The 14,482-nt window shown below is 52.1% G+C and carries 11 protein-coding genes; 1 reads left to right on the top strand and 10 read right to left on the bottom strand.

What is annotated here, in order from left to right; all coding sequences use genetic code 11:
- From CYQ09_RS16370 to CYQ09_RS16360, 3 genes are read right to left on the bottom strand one after another with little or no spacing between them, the layout of a single operon-like run.
- The gene (locus CYQ09_RS16370) at window positions 1–3,039 is read right to left on the bottom strand and encodes an efflux RND transporter permease subunit (protein WP_106746471.1); all 3,039 of its coding nucleotides are present in this window, start codon (window positions 3,037–3,039) and stop codon (window positions 1–3) included.
- Window positions 3,036–4,112: an efflux RND transporter periplasmic adaptor subunit gene (locus CYQ09_RS16365; RefSeq protein ID WP_106746470.1), complete on the bottom strand. Its 1,077-nt coding sequence runs from the start codon at window positions 4,110–4,112 to the stop codon at window positions 3,036–3,038. Before CYQ09_RS16365 ends, CYQ09_RS16370 begins: the two co-directional genes overlap by 4 nt.
- Complete coding sequence (locus tag CYQ09_RS16360; protein WP_106746469.1) at window positions 4,109–5,170, bottom strand: efflux RND transporter periplasmic adaptor subunit; 1,062 nt, start codon at window positions 5,168–5,170, stop codon at window positions 4,109–4,111. The genes CYQ09_RS16365 and CYQ09_RS16360 overlap by 4 nt, the downstream gene beginning before the upstream one ends.
- A 161-nt stretch (window positions 5,171–5,331) precedes the next feature.
- Between CYQ09_RS16360 and CYQ09_RS16355 the strand changes: the two genes are divergently transcribed.
- The gene (locus CYQ09_RS16355) at window positions 5,332–5,961 is read left to right on the top strand and encodes a TetR/AcrR family transcriptional regulator (RefSeq protein ID WP_106746468.1); all 630 of its coding nucleotides are present in this window, start codon (window positions 5,332–5,334) and stop codon (window positions 5,959–5,961) included.
- Here the strand turns inward: CYQ09_RS16355 and CYQ09_RS16350 are convergent.
- The 7 genes from CYQ09_RS16350 to CYQ09_RS16320 all read right to left on the bottom strand — a co-directional run bounded on the left by CYQ09_RS16350 (window position 5,946) and on the right by CYQ09_RS16320 (window position 14,103).
- Window positions 5,946–6,593: an ABC transporter ATP-binding protein gene (locus tag CYQ09_RS16350; protein WP_106746467.1), complete on the bottom strand. Its 648-nt coding sequence runs from the start codon at window positions 6,591–6,593 to the stop codon at window positions 5,946–5,948. The two genes, CYQ09_RS16355 and CYQ09_RS16350, sit on opposite strands and share 16 nt — an antisense overlap.
- A 2-nt stretch (window positions 6,594–6,595) precedes the next feature.
- Entirely contained in the window at window positions 6,596–7,369 is a 774-nt protein-coding gene (locus CYQ09_RS16345; protein ID WP_239495981.1) for an ABC transporter permease, read from the bottom strand.
- Window positions 7,370–7,374: 5 nt separating this feature from the next.
- Window positions 7,375–8,574, bottom strand: a complete 1,200-nt coding sequence (locus tag CYQ09_RS16340) for a lipopolysaccharide biosynthesis protein (protein WP_106746465.1) — start codon at window positions 8,572–8,574, stop codon at window positions 7,375–7,377.
- On the bottom strand, window positions 8,571–10,634 hold the full coding sequence (locus CYQ09_RS16335) for a capsular polysaccharide biosynthesis protein (RefSeq protein ID WP_162617704.1): 2,064 nt from the start codon (window positions 10,632–10,634) through the stop codon (window positions 8,571–8,573). The genes CYQ09_RS16340 and CYQ09_RS16335 overlap by 4 nt, the downstream gene beginning before the upstream one ends.
- 86 nt (window positions 10,635–10,720) lie before the next feature.
- Window positions 10,721–11,716, bottom strand: coding sequence for a KpsF/GutQ family sugar-phosphate isomerase (locus CYQ09_RS16330; RefSeq protein WP_106746463.1), 996 nt, complete (start codon window positions 11,714–11,716; stop codon window positions 10,721–10,723).
- Window positions 11,717–12,835, bottom strand: a complete 1,119-nt coding sequence (locus CYQ09_RS16325) for a polysaccharide biosynthesis/export family protein (protein WP_106746462.1) — start codon at window positions 12,833–12,835, stop codon at window positions 11,717–11,719.
- Complete coding sequence (locus CYQ09_RS16320) at window positions 12,835–14,103, bottom strand: hypothetical protein (protein WP_106746461.1); 1,269 nt, start codon at window positions 14,101–14,103, stop codon at window positions 12,835–12,837. Before CYQ09_RS16320 ends, CYQ09_RS16325 begins: the two co-directional genes overlap by 1 nt.
- Window positions 14,104–14,482 lie beyond the last annotated feature (379 nt).

Raw genomic sequence — 14,482 nt, 5'->3', positions numbered from 1 at the left:
TTAGGCGTCTCGTTTAACCCGAAAGACCGCCAGATAAAGCGCGGGTACAAAAACCAGCGTGATCACCGTACCAGCGATGATCCCGCCCATCATTGCATAGGCCATCGGACCCCAGAAAATCTGACGCGAGATTGGGATAAGCGCGAGGCTCGCTGCGGCAGCGGTCAGCAGGATCGGACGCGCACGCGCATCGCTGGCCTCAAAAACCGCATCCCAAGCACTGCGGCCTTTGTCGCGCAGCACTTCGATTTCGGACACCAAAATGATCGAGTTCCGGATCAAAATCCCCATCAAAGCAAGAACACCCAAGATCGCAACAAAGCCTAGCGGCGCGCCCGATGGTACCAGCGCAGCAACCACACCAATCAGCCCCAATGGCGCGACGCAGAACACGATAAACGCGAGCCTAAACCCCTGCATCTGGACCATGATCAGTGTAAGCATGATCAACAGCATCACAGGCACAACCGCAGCAATAGGTGCTTGGCTATCGACGCTAGATTCAACGGCGCCGCCGATTACCGCCTGATAGCCAAGCGGTAGGTCCGCGTTAAACGCAGCAATCTTATCTGTCAGTTGGGTTACAATCGTGGCAGGTTGGTCATCTGTAACAATTGCAGCCTTAACGGTAATCGTCGGCGTGCGGTCGCGTTGGTGGATCACCGGCTGTTCAGTGTCATAACTAAACGTCGCAATTGACCGAAGCGGGATCGCAGAACCGCTAGGTGTGGACAGTTGCAGGTTTGACAATGCCTCAACCGACTGACGATCCGCTTCGTTTCCGCGCACACGGATATCAACCAGATAATCATCATCGCGCAGCGCCGTCACGGTCTTACCATCGTAAATGGTATTCAGTGATGTCGCGATGTCGCTGGACGAAAGTCCAAGCTGGCGCGCTTTGTCCTGCAAGATATTGATGCGCACCACGCGTGCTGGTTCATTCCAGTCAAGGATGATCCCCGTCAGACGGTCATCTGTCGCCATAAGCGCCGCGAGGTCGCGAGCGTGGTCGCGCAATGTGTCGGGATCCGTCCCGCTTAGGCGATACTGCACTGGGCGACCAACAGGCGGGCCGATTTCCAGCAATTTGACAAAGATATCAGCACCCGGGAACCGCGTTTCGGCAACATCTGTCAGCTTCGCACGCAAGGCATCGCGCGCCTCGACCGACGGTGTTTGAATGACAATTTGTCCGGTATTCGGGCCGGGTGTCGGCACATCAAACGCAAGCAAGAAACGTGGCGCACCACGGCCAACATAAGACGTCCAGAACAGTACGTTTTCGTCATCTTCAAGGTAGGTTTCGAACCGATCTAGCTGGGCTTGGGTTTCAGTGATCGCAGTGTTCTGCGGCATAGCCAAATCAACGATAAGCTCGGGCCGGTCCGAACTTGGAAAGAACTGCTGTTCGACGAAACGCATTCCATAAATCGAAAACCCAAAGACCCCAATTGTCAAGGCAATCGTCAGCCAACGAAACCGCATCGCCCCACGTAACACAACATGAAACATCCGGCGGAAACGTCCGGGCTCTGCGTGATGATGTCCAACGTTTTCCTTTAATAAGGTCACCCCAATCAATGGGGCAAACAACACCGCAACAACCCAAGAGATCAACAAAGCTACAGCGATAACGACAAACAGTGAGAAGGTGAATTCACCAGCAGCGGAGGAGTTCAAACCAATCGGAATAAACCCCGCCACCGTGATCAATGTCCCCGTTAACATTGGGAACGCGATCGAAGTCCACGCATAAGATGCAGATGCCGTCAGGCTTTCGCCCTTTTCAAGACGCGAGATCATCGTCTCAATCGCGATCATCGCATCGTCCACCAAAAGGCCAAGCGCGATAATCAATGCACCCAATGAAATCCGCTGCAGCGTGAACCCGGTGTATTCCATGATCACAAACGTAATCGCCAGTACCAACGGAATCGTCAGAGCAACAACCAAACCGGCCCGCATACCCAAACTGACAAAGCTAACCGCCAACACGATCAACACGGCTTCTAGCAATGCCTGTAGAAAGTGGCCGACGGCTTCGTCAACGACGTGCGGTTGGTTGGCAACCTGTTGAATATCAATCCCAATGGGTAATTCTGTGATCGCCTGCGCCATCACTGCGTCTAGTTCCACACCGAAATCAACGATGTTCGCGCCTTGGCGCATACCAACCGCAAGACCGATTGCTTCTTGGCCGTTGTAGCGGAACATTTCAGACGGTGGGTCTTCGTAGGCACGCTGAATGTCGGCGATATCGGTCAGCGGGAAAAACTGATCACCAACACGCAAGTTAATATCGGCAAGGCTCTCTGCATCTGCGAATTGACCGCCGATACGAACCAGCACCTGTTCAGGGCCCGCCTTAATCACACCCGACGGCAGAATGGCGTTCTGGGCGGCAAGCGTTGCTTGCACCGTCTCTTGGTTCAGGCCAAGTGCGGCCATCCGTTCAGTCGAGAATTCAAGATAGATAACTTCGTCGCGCACGCCGTAAATCTCGACCTTGCCAGCATCATCCAACGCTTGGATTTCACGACGGACACGTTCGACGTAGTCGCGGACCTCGCGCGGGGTGAACCCGTCATAGGTAAAGGCATATAGATTGCCGAACACATCACCAAAGCTGTCGTTGAACTGGAACCCCGAAAACTCCTGTGGGAAATCGCCCCGGATGTCGCTCATCATGCTGCGGACGCGCTGCCATATCCGTGGCAACTCGTCGGCATCAGTCGAAGCCAGCAATTCAATGTAAACAATCGAAGTACCCGCAGCAGTGACCGAACGGGTAAAGTCCAGCTCTGGTAGTTCCTCTAGCTTCTTCTCAATGCGGTCAGTGACCTGCGACAGCGTCTGTTCAACATCTGCACCCGGTAAGGCGGCCGATACGATCATGGTCTTAATCGCAAAGTTAGGGTCTTCTTCGCGGCCGATGTTAATATATGACATCATCCCTGCAACGACCGAGACGATCATTAAAAACCAGACAAAAGATCGATGCGACAGCGCCCAATCGGACAGGTTAAAACGGTTCATTGCGATACACTCCGCCCGATGGTTTGGCCTTCATGCAGGGAATGGATACCCCGCAGGACGACTTCGTCGCCCAATTCAATTCCTGTGGTCACGCGGACATGATCACCAAAGTTCAACCCAAGCGTTATGTGGCGTAGGTTCACCACGTTGTGGTCCCGATCAACTAGCCAAACTGCCGGGTCACCATCAGGGTCCAACACTGCGCTTATCGGTAAACTGACAACTACCGCACCATCGCTAACCGCGCGAACTTGGACCAACGCGCCAAAGCGGAACCCCGGAGGCGGGTCGGATAGCAACAAATGCGCACGACGGTTCCGTGTCAGGCTTTCGGCAACGGGATCAATCCGTGCCAGACGCGCGCTGGTTGTCAAACGTGGATTTGATACCAACGCCACCTCAAACACCGTTCCGATTTCTAGTTCAGCAAGACCCTGTTCGCTGATATCCACGACGATTTCTCGGCGATCAGTGTTCGCAAGGCGCAACACCTCTAGACCCGGCGAAACCAGTGCGCCTGCATCTTCATAAGCTCCGGTGATCACACCGTCTTGTGGTGCGCGTAACTCAGCAAGGTCAAGTTTGTCTTGGGCGCTTGCGAGGTTTGCTTGGGCTTGTTCGACACCAGCTTGCGCTGCGACCAAAGCCCGCTGTGCATCTTCCTGACGCGTGGCGGAATCAACGCCACGTTCTGCCAGTTCAACAGCACGGTTCCATGCTTCTTGGGCTGCTCCTAAATTCGTTTCAGCAACAAGAACACCTGCCTGAGAGCTACGCTCTTCGGCCTGCAAATCTTTTGGGTCTAGCAGCGCTAAAACATCGCCCTTGGCAACCAAGGCACCCAAATCAACCCGGCGTTCTACCATTGTGCCGCTGATCGGAAAGCCAAGAGACACTTCGTTACCGGCAGCAACCGTCCCGATATATGTCGCCTGCTGCACAGCATCTGCGCCAACACGGCGTGATATAACTGGCCGAGGAACATCCGACACGATTTCGGCCGATACTGGCGCGGATTCCGCGAAAGCGGATTGGCCGCTCATCAAGGCGAGTAATAGAAATAGACGGTTCATTCGTTTGTCTCCGCTTCGGTGCGAACAAGGCGGCCGGGGTAAAGCAACTGCGCACCCGCTGAAACAACCTGCGCGCCTTCCTCAATACCGTCCGCGACTAAGATGTTTCCAGTTTCAAACCGGTCCACTGTAATCTGCGCAAGCGATACCCGCATCGTTTCTGGGTCCACCACCCACACTGCGGGGCCCTGCGCGGACGCGCTCATCGCACTATAAGGAAGGACGACAGCCTCACCGACTGATTCAGTTGTAGAACCGCGGACGGCATCGCCATATTCGATACCGTTTGGTTTGTCGTCGACGCTCACCTTAACAGCGACAGTACCTGTCGTTGGGTCAACAAGAGGCGACACCTCTCTCACGATGCCCTCAAACAGTTGGCTGGGGCGTTCCAACGGGAACATACGCACGTGTTCGATTTGATTTGTACTGGTCATAAGGTTTTCAGGGACATCAAACACCGCATCGACCGCGCCACCTAACGCAAGTTCAACAACGGGTTCAACCGCGCCGACAACCTGCCCCGGCTCCGCATAGCGTGCGGTGACGGTTGCGGCCCCTGGCGCAGTTACAACAGTGTCTTCCAGCGCCTTTTCGGCAAGGTCTAAATCCGCCCGCGCTTGCGCAAGAACGCCTTCCTTAACGCGCGTCTGGTCAGCAGCATTGTCGCGAGAAACGCGTGTTGTTGCCCCCCGCTCGAGCAGTGCATCTTGGCGACGAAGATCTTCGAGCGCTTGATCCCTATCAGCGGTAGCCGTCGAAACACCGGCGCGCGCGGCACGAAGCGCCTGCTCTTGCTGAATGGCTGTGATACGCGCTAATACGGCACCGGCCTCGACGACATCACCCTCACGGACCTCAACACTTTCAATGCGGCCGCCGCTTGGAAATGATACGCTCAGGGAATTTCGTGCAACGATTTCACCTGTTAGCGAAATTCCGCGTTCCAGTTCAGTTGACTGTGCGGTGACAATCACCACGGTCAATGGCGTTTCCGCAACGGCAGGTGACCCAATGATCAATGCCGCCGACGCAACCAAGACATTTAGACGCAACATTCGCTTTCCCCTATATTCTTGGCTCGTTTAGTTACAGCCTACCGCAGAGCCACTGCCCCACAACACATCTAAAAAGCGCATGCAGATAATTCAGATAGCGACTGCTATTTGACGCTACATAAAACTGGCCTATTCAGATTACAACTGCTATTTCGTCGCATATGTCAGAACAATCCAATCGCGCAAAATCCCAACAGCAAACACGGGACGCCCTGCTTCAAGCGGGCGCACAATTAATTGCCCAAAACGGGTATGCTGGTGCTTCAGTGCGCGACATCGCCGCCCAAGCTGGTTTTACCCAAGGCGCGTTCTATTCGAACTTTAAAAACAAAGACGAACTGGTCTTTGCGATCATGCGACGGTTATTCCAACACGCCTATGATTCAATTTCGCACTTCAGCAAAGATACCACGACACCAACGGACGAAATGCTGGCAGAAGCATCAGTCTGGTTGCAAGATATGTGCGGGTCAGACGAAAAAGCCCAACTTGAAGCCGAAATTAGCCTGCATGCAATGCGGGATACGAAATTCGCCGATAGCTATTTTGCCTTACTTGATGAACACGCAGCAAAAATGACAGGTATCGTATCCGAGATAGCGCGTGCACGTAAAATGACGCTCTGTGCACCTGCGGATCAAATTGCGCGCGGCATGATCGCGATGGCACGCGGGTTAAAGCTCATGATGCCACGGCACGACCCTAAAACAGTGATCGAAACGCTGGGTGTGTTCTTGGATGCTACGATGCGATCGTGCCAGAAGTCACGCAACGATCAAAGCGACTTATAATCCCTAAGAAGATCACCAACGTCATCGTAAAATGTGACTCCGCCGTTGTTCAGAAGCAGGCCGCAGTCGCAATATTCTTTGATCGTCGCGGCCGAGTGAGACACCATAATGATCTGGCTACTCTTTAGCTTTTCCTGAAACACCGCGTTACTTTTCTTGCGAAAAGTTTCGTCGCCCACGGCCGTGATTTCATCAATCAGATAGACCTGAAAATTGATTGCCATGCTTAGCCCAAAAGCCAAGCGCGCCTTCATCCCGCTTGAATAAGTCTTGATCGGAAGCTGTAGCGAAGGCCCCAGCTCTGCAAAGTCTTTCACGTATTCGATCACACGTTCTGTATCTTGCCCGTATATACGTGAAACAAAACGTATATTCTCGATCCCCGTCATGCTGCCGTTAAAACCGCCCGCAAAACCTAGCGGCCAAGAAACTCGCAAGCTGCGATACACGTGGCCAGTCGTAGGCGGCTCTGACCCAGCAAGCAAACGCATCATGGTTGACTTACCTGCGCCGTTTTTCCCCATGATCGCAACATTACGATCTTCGGGAAATGCAAATGATAGATCATCCAAAATTACTTTTCGGACGCCCTTCAACTTATACACTTTCGACACACGATCGAATGCAAGCATCGTTAAAACCTCGATCTGCGGAACAACCGCTCGCCGGTCAGCCCCAGAAGCAACAAGATTGCCCCAACAATTGCTGGGTATGTCATGTCCAAGATGCTTGTTTTATAGTTAGGATAGAACCCATGGCGAAAACCTTCAACAAGATGAAGGATCGGGTTCCATTGCAGCACCTCTTGCGCACGCACGGGCAACTGGCTTGGCACATAGAAAATACCGGAAATAAAAAACAGCGGGCGCGTCAGAACCTTTTCAATCTGAATCCAAGTATCCCAAAGCGAGGCAATAACCGCATTTAACGTCCCATACCCCAACCCCAAAAAAGCAGTTGTAAAGAACACCAAAATCAGTTGCTCAGGCTGCGCTGGCAACTCTGCCATGCCAACGGCGATTAGCGCCGAGTAGAAGATAACCATGATAACAAGATAAGTGGCTGAGATTAACAGCGCACGCGCCAAAATCGTGTCGACATCTTTAATCACAGGGTAAGTTAGTAGCGCCTTGTTTGCATCGAACACAGTCATCAATTTGCTTGATACTTCGGTAAAGAATTGCAACGTCAGAATACCTGTCGCAAAGAACAACGCTAAGCTAGACCCAAAGGGCGCATGACGACCGATCAAGGAAAACAAGATTACGAGCACCGCGACACTCGCTGTTGGCGTAATGACTGCCCAAGCATAGCCGAATGACGATGTGCCAAACGTCGCCCTTGTCTCACGCAGGACAAGGCTCAGAATAACCCGAAGCTGCAATGTAAGCAGTTCGGCTGTGTTCATTTGCCTCACGTCAAATGGTCCCGCACAGAATAGGTCAGCAGCGTACCGATGCCCCAAACCGCGAAAAACATAAAGCTGGCCAGCAAAATGTTTCGAACGCGTCGCGGATATTCTGACTTTTCTGGGGTTTGCGGTCGCACGTGAACAGCAAGGTAACGTTGTTGGCGATCTGCGTCACGGCGCGCTTGTTCTAATGAATTCAGAGCAGACGCGTAAGACTGTTCGGCCAACCTACGTTCAACATCCAGCGTTTCAAACGCAGCAAGCTGTTCAGTTACCGCCGACGTACCTGTTTCATCCAACAGTGTTCCGCCAATCTCAAGGCGACGCCTGTCGATTTGCTCTGATAACGCCTCTGCCTGTCGGCGTAACGCGACAAGGCTGGGCGCATTTTCGTCAAGCGACTCGCGTTGTGCAGCCATCCGCGCGTTAATATCAATTAACCGGGATTCGAGCCCGGACAAAAGCTGAATCTCAAGCGCGGCGCTTGCCGTTGGATCAACCGATTGTTCAGAATTCCGGAAATCACGAATACTGTCCAAAGAGTCGCGCAACCTGATTTCTTGTAACTCGACCTCTTCGCGGGCAAAGCTAAGCGCATCTTGGCGTGCACTTGCCGACAGTTCGTTCACAAGGCTTTGTGTCAATTCAAGCACAACCTGCCCAATTTGCTGGGCATGTTCTGGCGTAACCGATTGCACCTCAAACTCAATTATACCGGATGTCGGATCAGATTGTGTCCGGATACGACGGTTCCAGTATTTCACGAAATCCTCGATAGGGGCGTCGGGATCCAGCCGTGTCAGAAAATCAATATTCGGGTCGGAAAACACTTCTCTTAGGGATAGGCGCGCATCGACGTCCTCAAGCAAACGGCGGCTTTCGAGGTAGTCTAAAACAATATAGGTGTCCGCAGTCGTAGAACCCGCACTTGCCAATCCCGTCAGCGCGCCCAAGCCGTCAAGACTTGCTCCAGTCTCGATCCCTCGGATGGAAAACCCTGCGCGCGCAGCGTAACGATCTGTCGCAATCGCCGTGTAATAGAATGTCGCCAAAGTAATCGGGGCCAAAACGAGCAGGACGAATGACACCCACAGCTTATTGCGGCGCTTACGCTGCAACCGAACTGTAGACGATTTTTGCGCCTCGGTTTTCGTCAGCGAAACGACCTTTTGCGCGGCCTCAGCTTTTGGAGCTTCGCTCATTTTTTTACGCCTCTTAATTTTAGGGCGGATACTATCAGTGATCTACGCAACTTACGATACCAGTTGTAACTTAGGCTCGCCTCACGCGCTTTTTCGAGCGCATAAAGCGTATCTTCCGGACCCACAAAACTGTTAGCAGTGAAATCAAAATAACGTGGATAGCTAATCAATGTACCAAACACCAATTCATCCAACGACAATACTTTTACCCGCCTCGGGCACGGTAGCACATCTATCGTAAGCCCCCATCCCGCATAAAATGGTATACCATGACAGGTCACAGCAACCCCGCGAAGTAGTGCTTCAAACCCCATCAATGATGTCATTGTGTGCAATCCATCGATCTGCCCTAGCAAACAGTCAGCTGACACATCTGTGGTTAAGACTTCATCGCAGAATTCTGCAAACGGACCTGCAACCCCCTTAAGATCACGCAAACCCGCCATTACATCGGGGTGGGGTTTGAAAATGATATAGTCATCGGGATGCAGCTGACGTGCACGTTGCAATAGCTCTAGGTTTGTTTTGACTTCAGGCGATCCGAATGCCAGTGATGCATCTGTTTCCACCTGTCCAACGACCAATACAACGCGTTTCACATTACCGGGACGCGTCCAGTTGTCTGCGCCAACATTATATTTACTGACCCGACCAGCCACGATGCTTTCTCGCAGCCTTTCTGCACGCGCCATTTGTGCATAGGTTAAGTCCTGCGTGTTTAAAATGTTCTCTAGGTCAGAGGGGCAGGTCGCATCGTAATAGATTCCCGTCTGGTCAATAACCAACGACATAGGACGGACAAGATCGGCCCCCAAACCCGCGGAACGCAAAAAACCGTCTTCAATACGTAAAATAGATTTCGCATGACTAGGTACATTCGCCCTGCCCCAGACAGCAACTGCGCTTTGCGGTGCCGCTTCTTTCGCGAAATGTACCTTTGTGTCAGCAAAAAACTGGGAGATAAAGCGACGTTTCCATGCCGAAAATCCTATTGCGGTCACATCTGGAGGGAGCATAAAAAGCAACCTGCGTTGCTCTGCAATATAGCCAATAGCGTCTTCCACTTCCCACGGTTTTCGCGTCACCGGGTTTGCATAAAACGCGTATCCAACCAACGCAGCGTGAACAAGCTGATGAAGGCTTGCCCGTCCACGACGTAGCGGCGCGGGCAAGGCATCAGTGGTCAATCCCCATCCTGCATAAAACGGCATCCCAAACGTATGAACTGGCCGCCCCCAAATCAAAGCCTCGAACCCGACTTGAGATGTTACCGCATAAACAGCACGCGCCCCCGAAATGAGAGAAACCGGGTGACAGTTTTCCGCGATGACATGAACACGGTCCATTTTGCGCAACTGATCAGGGTTAAAGTGGCTTTTAGCCGCGTTCGTGTAAACATCGGGGTGTAGTTTTACGACGATATCAATATCTGGATTTTCGTTCAGCGCCGCTTGCAGCATGACATCGAAACTGTCTGCCGTCGCACTACCAAACCCAATCGACATATCACCGCGCACCTGATCTACGACCAATACGTATTGGTCAGGCAATCTGCGGGTTAGTTCCGGCGCGGCGTTATATTTTGATACGCGACCGTCACGCCAAATCTGAATTAATTTTGCGGCGCGCGCATCTTCGTGTGGTGAAAGTTCGCCTGAAATTAGAGTTTCAAGCCGTGACGGCACCGAAGCATCATAATGCACACCTAAATTGTCCACCGCGACTGAAACCGCGGGATCGCGGCGCCCGACAGATCGTAAAAATCCGTCTTCAAGCAACACAAAAGCAGCCCCGTGATCTTGTGCAATATCAACGGCACGGCGCCCAGACCATTTGCGCCCCCAACCGACAAATCGGTTTGCGTGAGGCCGGATAAGCCGACTATGAAAAGCTGGAACAGCACCCAAAGCATCCGCGACAAGAGGGTCGTCGCACAGATCCATTGACGTAACCAAATCTGCACCCGGCTGGCTTCGCAATCGACAAGACATCAACCGCAACCACTGACCGAGCTTTGATGCGCGACGCCAAGTCAACGCAAGAGTGCGGATAATCTTCATTTTTCTAACAGGCACCATTTTTGCGGCGTTATGAAACTAAATCGCGTCATTCCAAGCATAACATGCTCTTTGACGCGCGTTAACGCTCACTCCTCTACTCCGGCCCGCAAGCAATCGTGGATATGCAACAGGCCAAGCATCTTGCCACTATCATCTACGACGATAGCAGCCGTAATTGCCTGACTGCTCATGAACGTAAGAGCAGAGGCGGCAGTGGTCCCCGGAACGACAGTTTTCGGTGGGCCAGAAACAAGATCGGCAGCCCGCGACTGCCAAAGTCGCGCTACGTTGCGACGCATATCGCCATCTGTGATCAGACCAATCACGTCGGTTCCTTCGCAAACCATCGCAGCACCGAAACCTTTGGCGGACATCGTGATCACGACCTCTTGCATCGGCATATCAGGTGCAACAATTGGCAAAGCATCGCCCGTGTGCATAAGGTCTCGCACTGTCAGCAAGCGTGCGCCAAGTTTACCACCGGGATGATACCGCCTAAAATCCTGCGGTTCTGTTTTTGAAAGGTGGCTCACACCAACGGCCAACGCATCGCCAATTGCCAAAGCAACAGTCGTAGACGTTGTTGGCGCAAGGCCGTTCACACAAGCCTCTTGTACCTTGCCATGTGCAATGACGATCTTGCTCGCTTTACCCAAAGTGCTGTTTTCAGATGCCGTAACGCCGATAACCGGAATTTCATATTCGCGACAGTACGCCAATAAATCACCCAGTTCGGTTGTTTCACCAGAATTGGATAGAACAAGCACAACACTGTCATCGTGAATGATACCAAGATCACCATGGCTGGCCTCGGCCGCGTGTAGAAACACCGACTGCTGGCCAAGCGAACGAAATGTGGACGCAATTTTGCGACCGATATGCCCACTTTTACCGACCCCCGCGACCACAACCGGACCACGGGCTGCAAAAATCATCTCTGCAGCGGCACACAGTTTGTCAGGTGGACAGGCGGACAGATGTTTTAGCGCGTCTGCCTCGATCGTAAGTGTTTGCTGAACTACCTCACGTAGACTGAAGGAAGCTGGCCGCGATACGCGATCATCCGAAACAGTATTAGGCATTTAGTTCCCTAAACTTTGCACGCTGTTTGCACTGCTTACGACAGGTCCAACAAGCGTTGCGACAAATTTGCGGAACTCGCTTGCATCGGCGGTGGCAACATAAATTATGTCTGTTTCTTTCAGCATGAACTGATCCGCCAAAAGAAATGCATCAGCGCGGGCAAAATCGACCCGGTAAACGATAGGGGTTTCCGTGTTTCTTCGTGCGCGACGGAACACAAACACAGAATTGGGCGCGGCTTGCATATCATTGAGACCACCCACCTCGGCAAGTAAGTCAGACAGCGTCGGATTAGCCTTATTCAGGTTGGTATTTCCAGTGCGTGAAACCGCGCCATACACCGCGTAACGCCTTGGCACATGTGTCACCTGAACGGTGTCGCCGGGGAGTATGATAATATTGTCAGCGGCATGGCCTTTTAGGTCGTCCATCCGCATACGGCCGAAATGCGTGCCACGCGAAACTGCAATCTCGGCCTCCCAAGTCGGGTGAGGCACACCGCCCATTTGTGCAAGCAGATCCAACAGCCGAATGCCATTCGCAGGAATATCTGCCCGCCCCGAAGTGCGAACATCACCTAGAACCGTCGCCGTCCGCGAGGAGGTATCGACGATACGCACATTGATTTCTGGATCAATCGCCTGACCCTGGTATTTTTCCAGCAACACCTGACGCACACGCGCAGTTGTAAGGCCGGCAACATTGATGCGTCCCGCATATGGTACTTCGATCGTACCAGCATTTGAAACTTGGAACGACAGAACCGTTTCGCGTTTACCCGAGGATGCAAAAAGCCCGTCATTTGCAGTTTCCCAAATACGCAGCTCAAGCACATCAGCCACCGAAATACGTTCATTCTCTGCTAACAAACGCTGGGCGCGGAAACTATTCGGGAATCTGCTAACAGCAACCTGCGACTGCGGAAGCGTCGCAGCGGTCACGTTTACAAGATGAAACTGGGTTACAGCTTCGTCCGTTCCAACCTCAAACGCGGCGGCTTCGACGATTTCATCTGTAGACGGACCAAATGCGGGTAAACTTGAACAACCGGCAAGGACCAAGGCCAAAAAGACACATCCGCCGTAACGGCTGAACGACTTAAGTCGGGTAAACGGCATTAAACGACTTCTTCCTGTTCGCGACTAAGCACTAAATCTTGTTCTAGTTTCTTAGTGATTGCATCTACAGCAACCTTGCGACCTTTTACATAGTAAAAGTCCCCGGGAAGAAGCGCGCGCGCTTTCACGGCCTCGATGAACGCGTCGGCGCATTCAACTGATTTAACCTTGCGAGAAGCAAGAAACGTCTGAATGGTTGTTGTTTCAGTTCCCACAGTCACCAAATTTTCATGACGGTAAATGGCATCGCCAAGCACCAGTAACGGAATGTGATGATGCAGCGCAGAAAAAGCAGAGGTCGAGTTGATAACAATCATACCAGACGCATGATTGACGACATCGCCAATCGCACCGAAATTCAAGACCATAATACGATCAGCAAGATTCAGCTGCCGCGCGGTTTCTTCAATGAAACGCCGTGTCTTGCCAACGCGCCGATCCATTGGGTGAAGTTTAAAGACAATCGTATCTTTGGCAGCACTATCCTTAAGCGCGCCCAAAGTATCAGAAATCAGCTTTTCATTCGACCAACCACGCGCAGCAAACTGTAGCTGGCTATCTTGTGGAGTCTGTAAGGTAACAACGATGTACTGACCATTAAGTTCGTTTTTCAATCGCTTTAGCTTGGTAAAGGTTTCGAGCCGCGCCAATGCACGTGACCCCATATGCGCAGCCCAAGACACGGCAAGCGTACCAATTCCTTCGTGTTTGCGATGGAACAGTGCAACCTCGTCAGGTGACGATCTAAAATCGCGGACAAGATAATAAATGGTCGACCAGATACCTAATGCCCCATACTTTCGCGGCATATCTACGGGCTTTGGTGTATTTTGCGGCGCGTCCTGCTGCCATTTCCAATCACACAATGGCGAGCTGTCGTTGTTACCGCCAAGCTCACAAGTGATAAAGCCAGACCTTAAATAACCTTCTTCAAGGCAGATCACGCGAACACCAAACAATGCCGCAACTTTTCTTGCGGTAGCGTGCACTGGGCGTCGGGCACCGAAGACAACGATATAGTCAGGGCGATTATCCCGCATCTCGGTCTCTAACCACGCAGTCCAATCGTCAGGTGATCCCGTAAAACGAAAACTTTCGCCAGCTCCGGCGAACAATTGGTCGGCGGCATTGAACACGACTCTTTTGGTGGCAAACCCAGCGGCGCTTAGTCCGCGCTGTAGCTCTTTAAAAAACGGGCCAACTGGCCCCTGCAAGATAAGAACTTTGGGTGTCGCCATCATATTAGGCTGGTCTACGTAGTGAAACATCACGACCCCGCACAGATACCATCAAGGGCATACTGCCCGTGTGATCTGGCGACAAACGCATACGCAGCTCGAGGGAAAGACCCTTTACTGAGGTAGCGCGGAATTAAGTTATCTTGTGTAATCACTGTTTCTTATCTGCTGTAGATTTACATATTAAACCAACACGACACTTACGCTAATGTGATCCAAAGATCCGGATTTTGCATCACCGCTCCGTTTCGTACTTTCACACAGATTGCAAGACATGAACGCATTCCCGCTAAAGGTTAGATCGTGTGTACACGTTACGCTGTATGTTGGTCTACCTTCCTTGTCATAGTGCAGGAATGGCGACCCTTTTAAGGCTTTTTGCTGTTCTGAATTATCTCGGCCAAATACC

The sequence above is a fragment of the Yoonia maritima genome (assembly GCF_002933395.1).
Classification (GTDB): domain Bacteria; phylum Pseudomonadota; class Alphaproteobacteria; order Rhodobacterales; family Rhodobacteraceae; genus Yoonia; species Yoonia maritima_A.
Note: the sequence above shows the minus strand (reverse complement) of the source record. Positions and strands in the feature narration are given on the sequence as shown.

Bases quoted from the DNA above. Each gene is read 5' to 3' on its own strand.
- CYQ09_RS16370 (WP_106746471.1), bottom strand. From the start codon at position 3,039: ATGAACCGTTTTAACCTGTCCGATTGGGCGCTGTCGCATCGATCTTTT.
- CYQ09_RS16365 (WP_106746470.1), bottom strand. From the start codon at position 4,112: ATGAACCGTCTATTTCTATTACTCGCCTTGATGAGCGGCCAATCCGCT.
- CYQ09_RS16360 (WP_106746469.1), bottom strand. From the start codon at position 5,170: ATGTTGCGTCTAAATGTCTTGGTTGCGTCGGCGGCATTGATCATTGGG.
- CYQ09_RS16355 (WP_106746468.1), top strand. From the start codon at position 5,332: ATGTCAGAACAATCCAATCGCGCAAAATCCCAACAGCAAACACGGGAC.
- CYQ09_RS16350 (WP_106746467.1), bottom strand. From the start codon at position 6,593: ATGCTTGCATTCGATCGTGTGTCGAAAGTGTATAAGTTGAAGGGCGTC.
- CYQ09_RS16345 (WP_239495981.1), bottom strand. From the start codon at position 7,369: ATGAACACAGCCGAACTGCTTACATTGCAGCTTCGGGTTATTCTGAGC.
- CYQ09_RS16340 (WP_106746465.1), bottom strand. From the start codon at position 8,574: ATGAGCGAAGCTCCAAAAGCTGAGGCCGCGCAAAAGGTCGTTTCGCTG.
- CYQ09_RS16335 (WP_162617704.1), bottom strand. From the start codon at position 10,634: ATGAAGATTATCCGCACTCTTGCGTTGACTTGGCGTCGCGCATCAAAG.
- CYQ09_RS16330 (WP_106746463.1), bottom strand. From the start codon at position 11,716: ATGCCTAATACTGTTTCGGATGATCGCGTATCGCGGCCAGCTTCCTTC.
- CYQ09_RS16325 (WP_106746462.1), bottom strand. From the start codon at position 12,835: ATGCCGTTTACCCGACTTAAGTCGTTCAGCCGTTACGGCGGATGTGTC.
- CYQ09_RS16320 (WP_106746461.1), bottom strand. From the start codon at position 14,103: ATGTTTCACTACGTAGACCAGCCTAATATGATGGCGACACCCAAAGTT.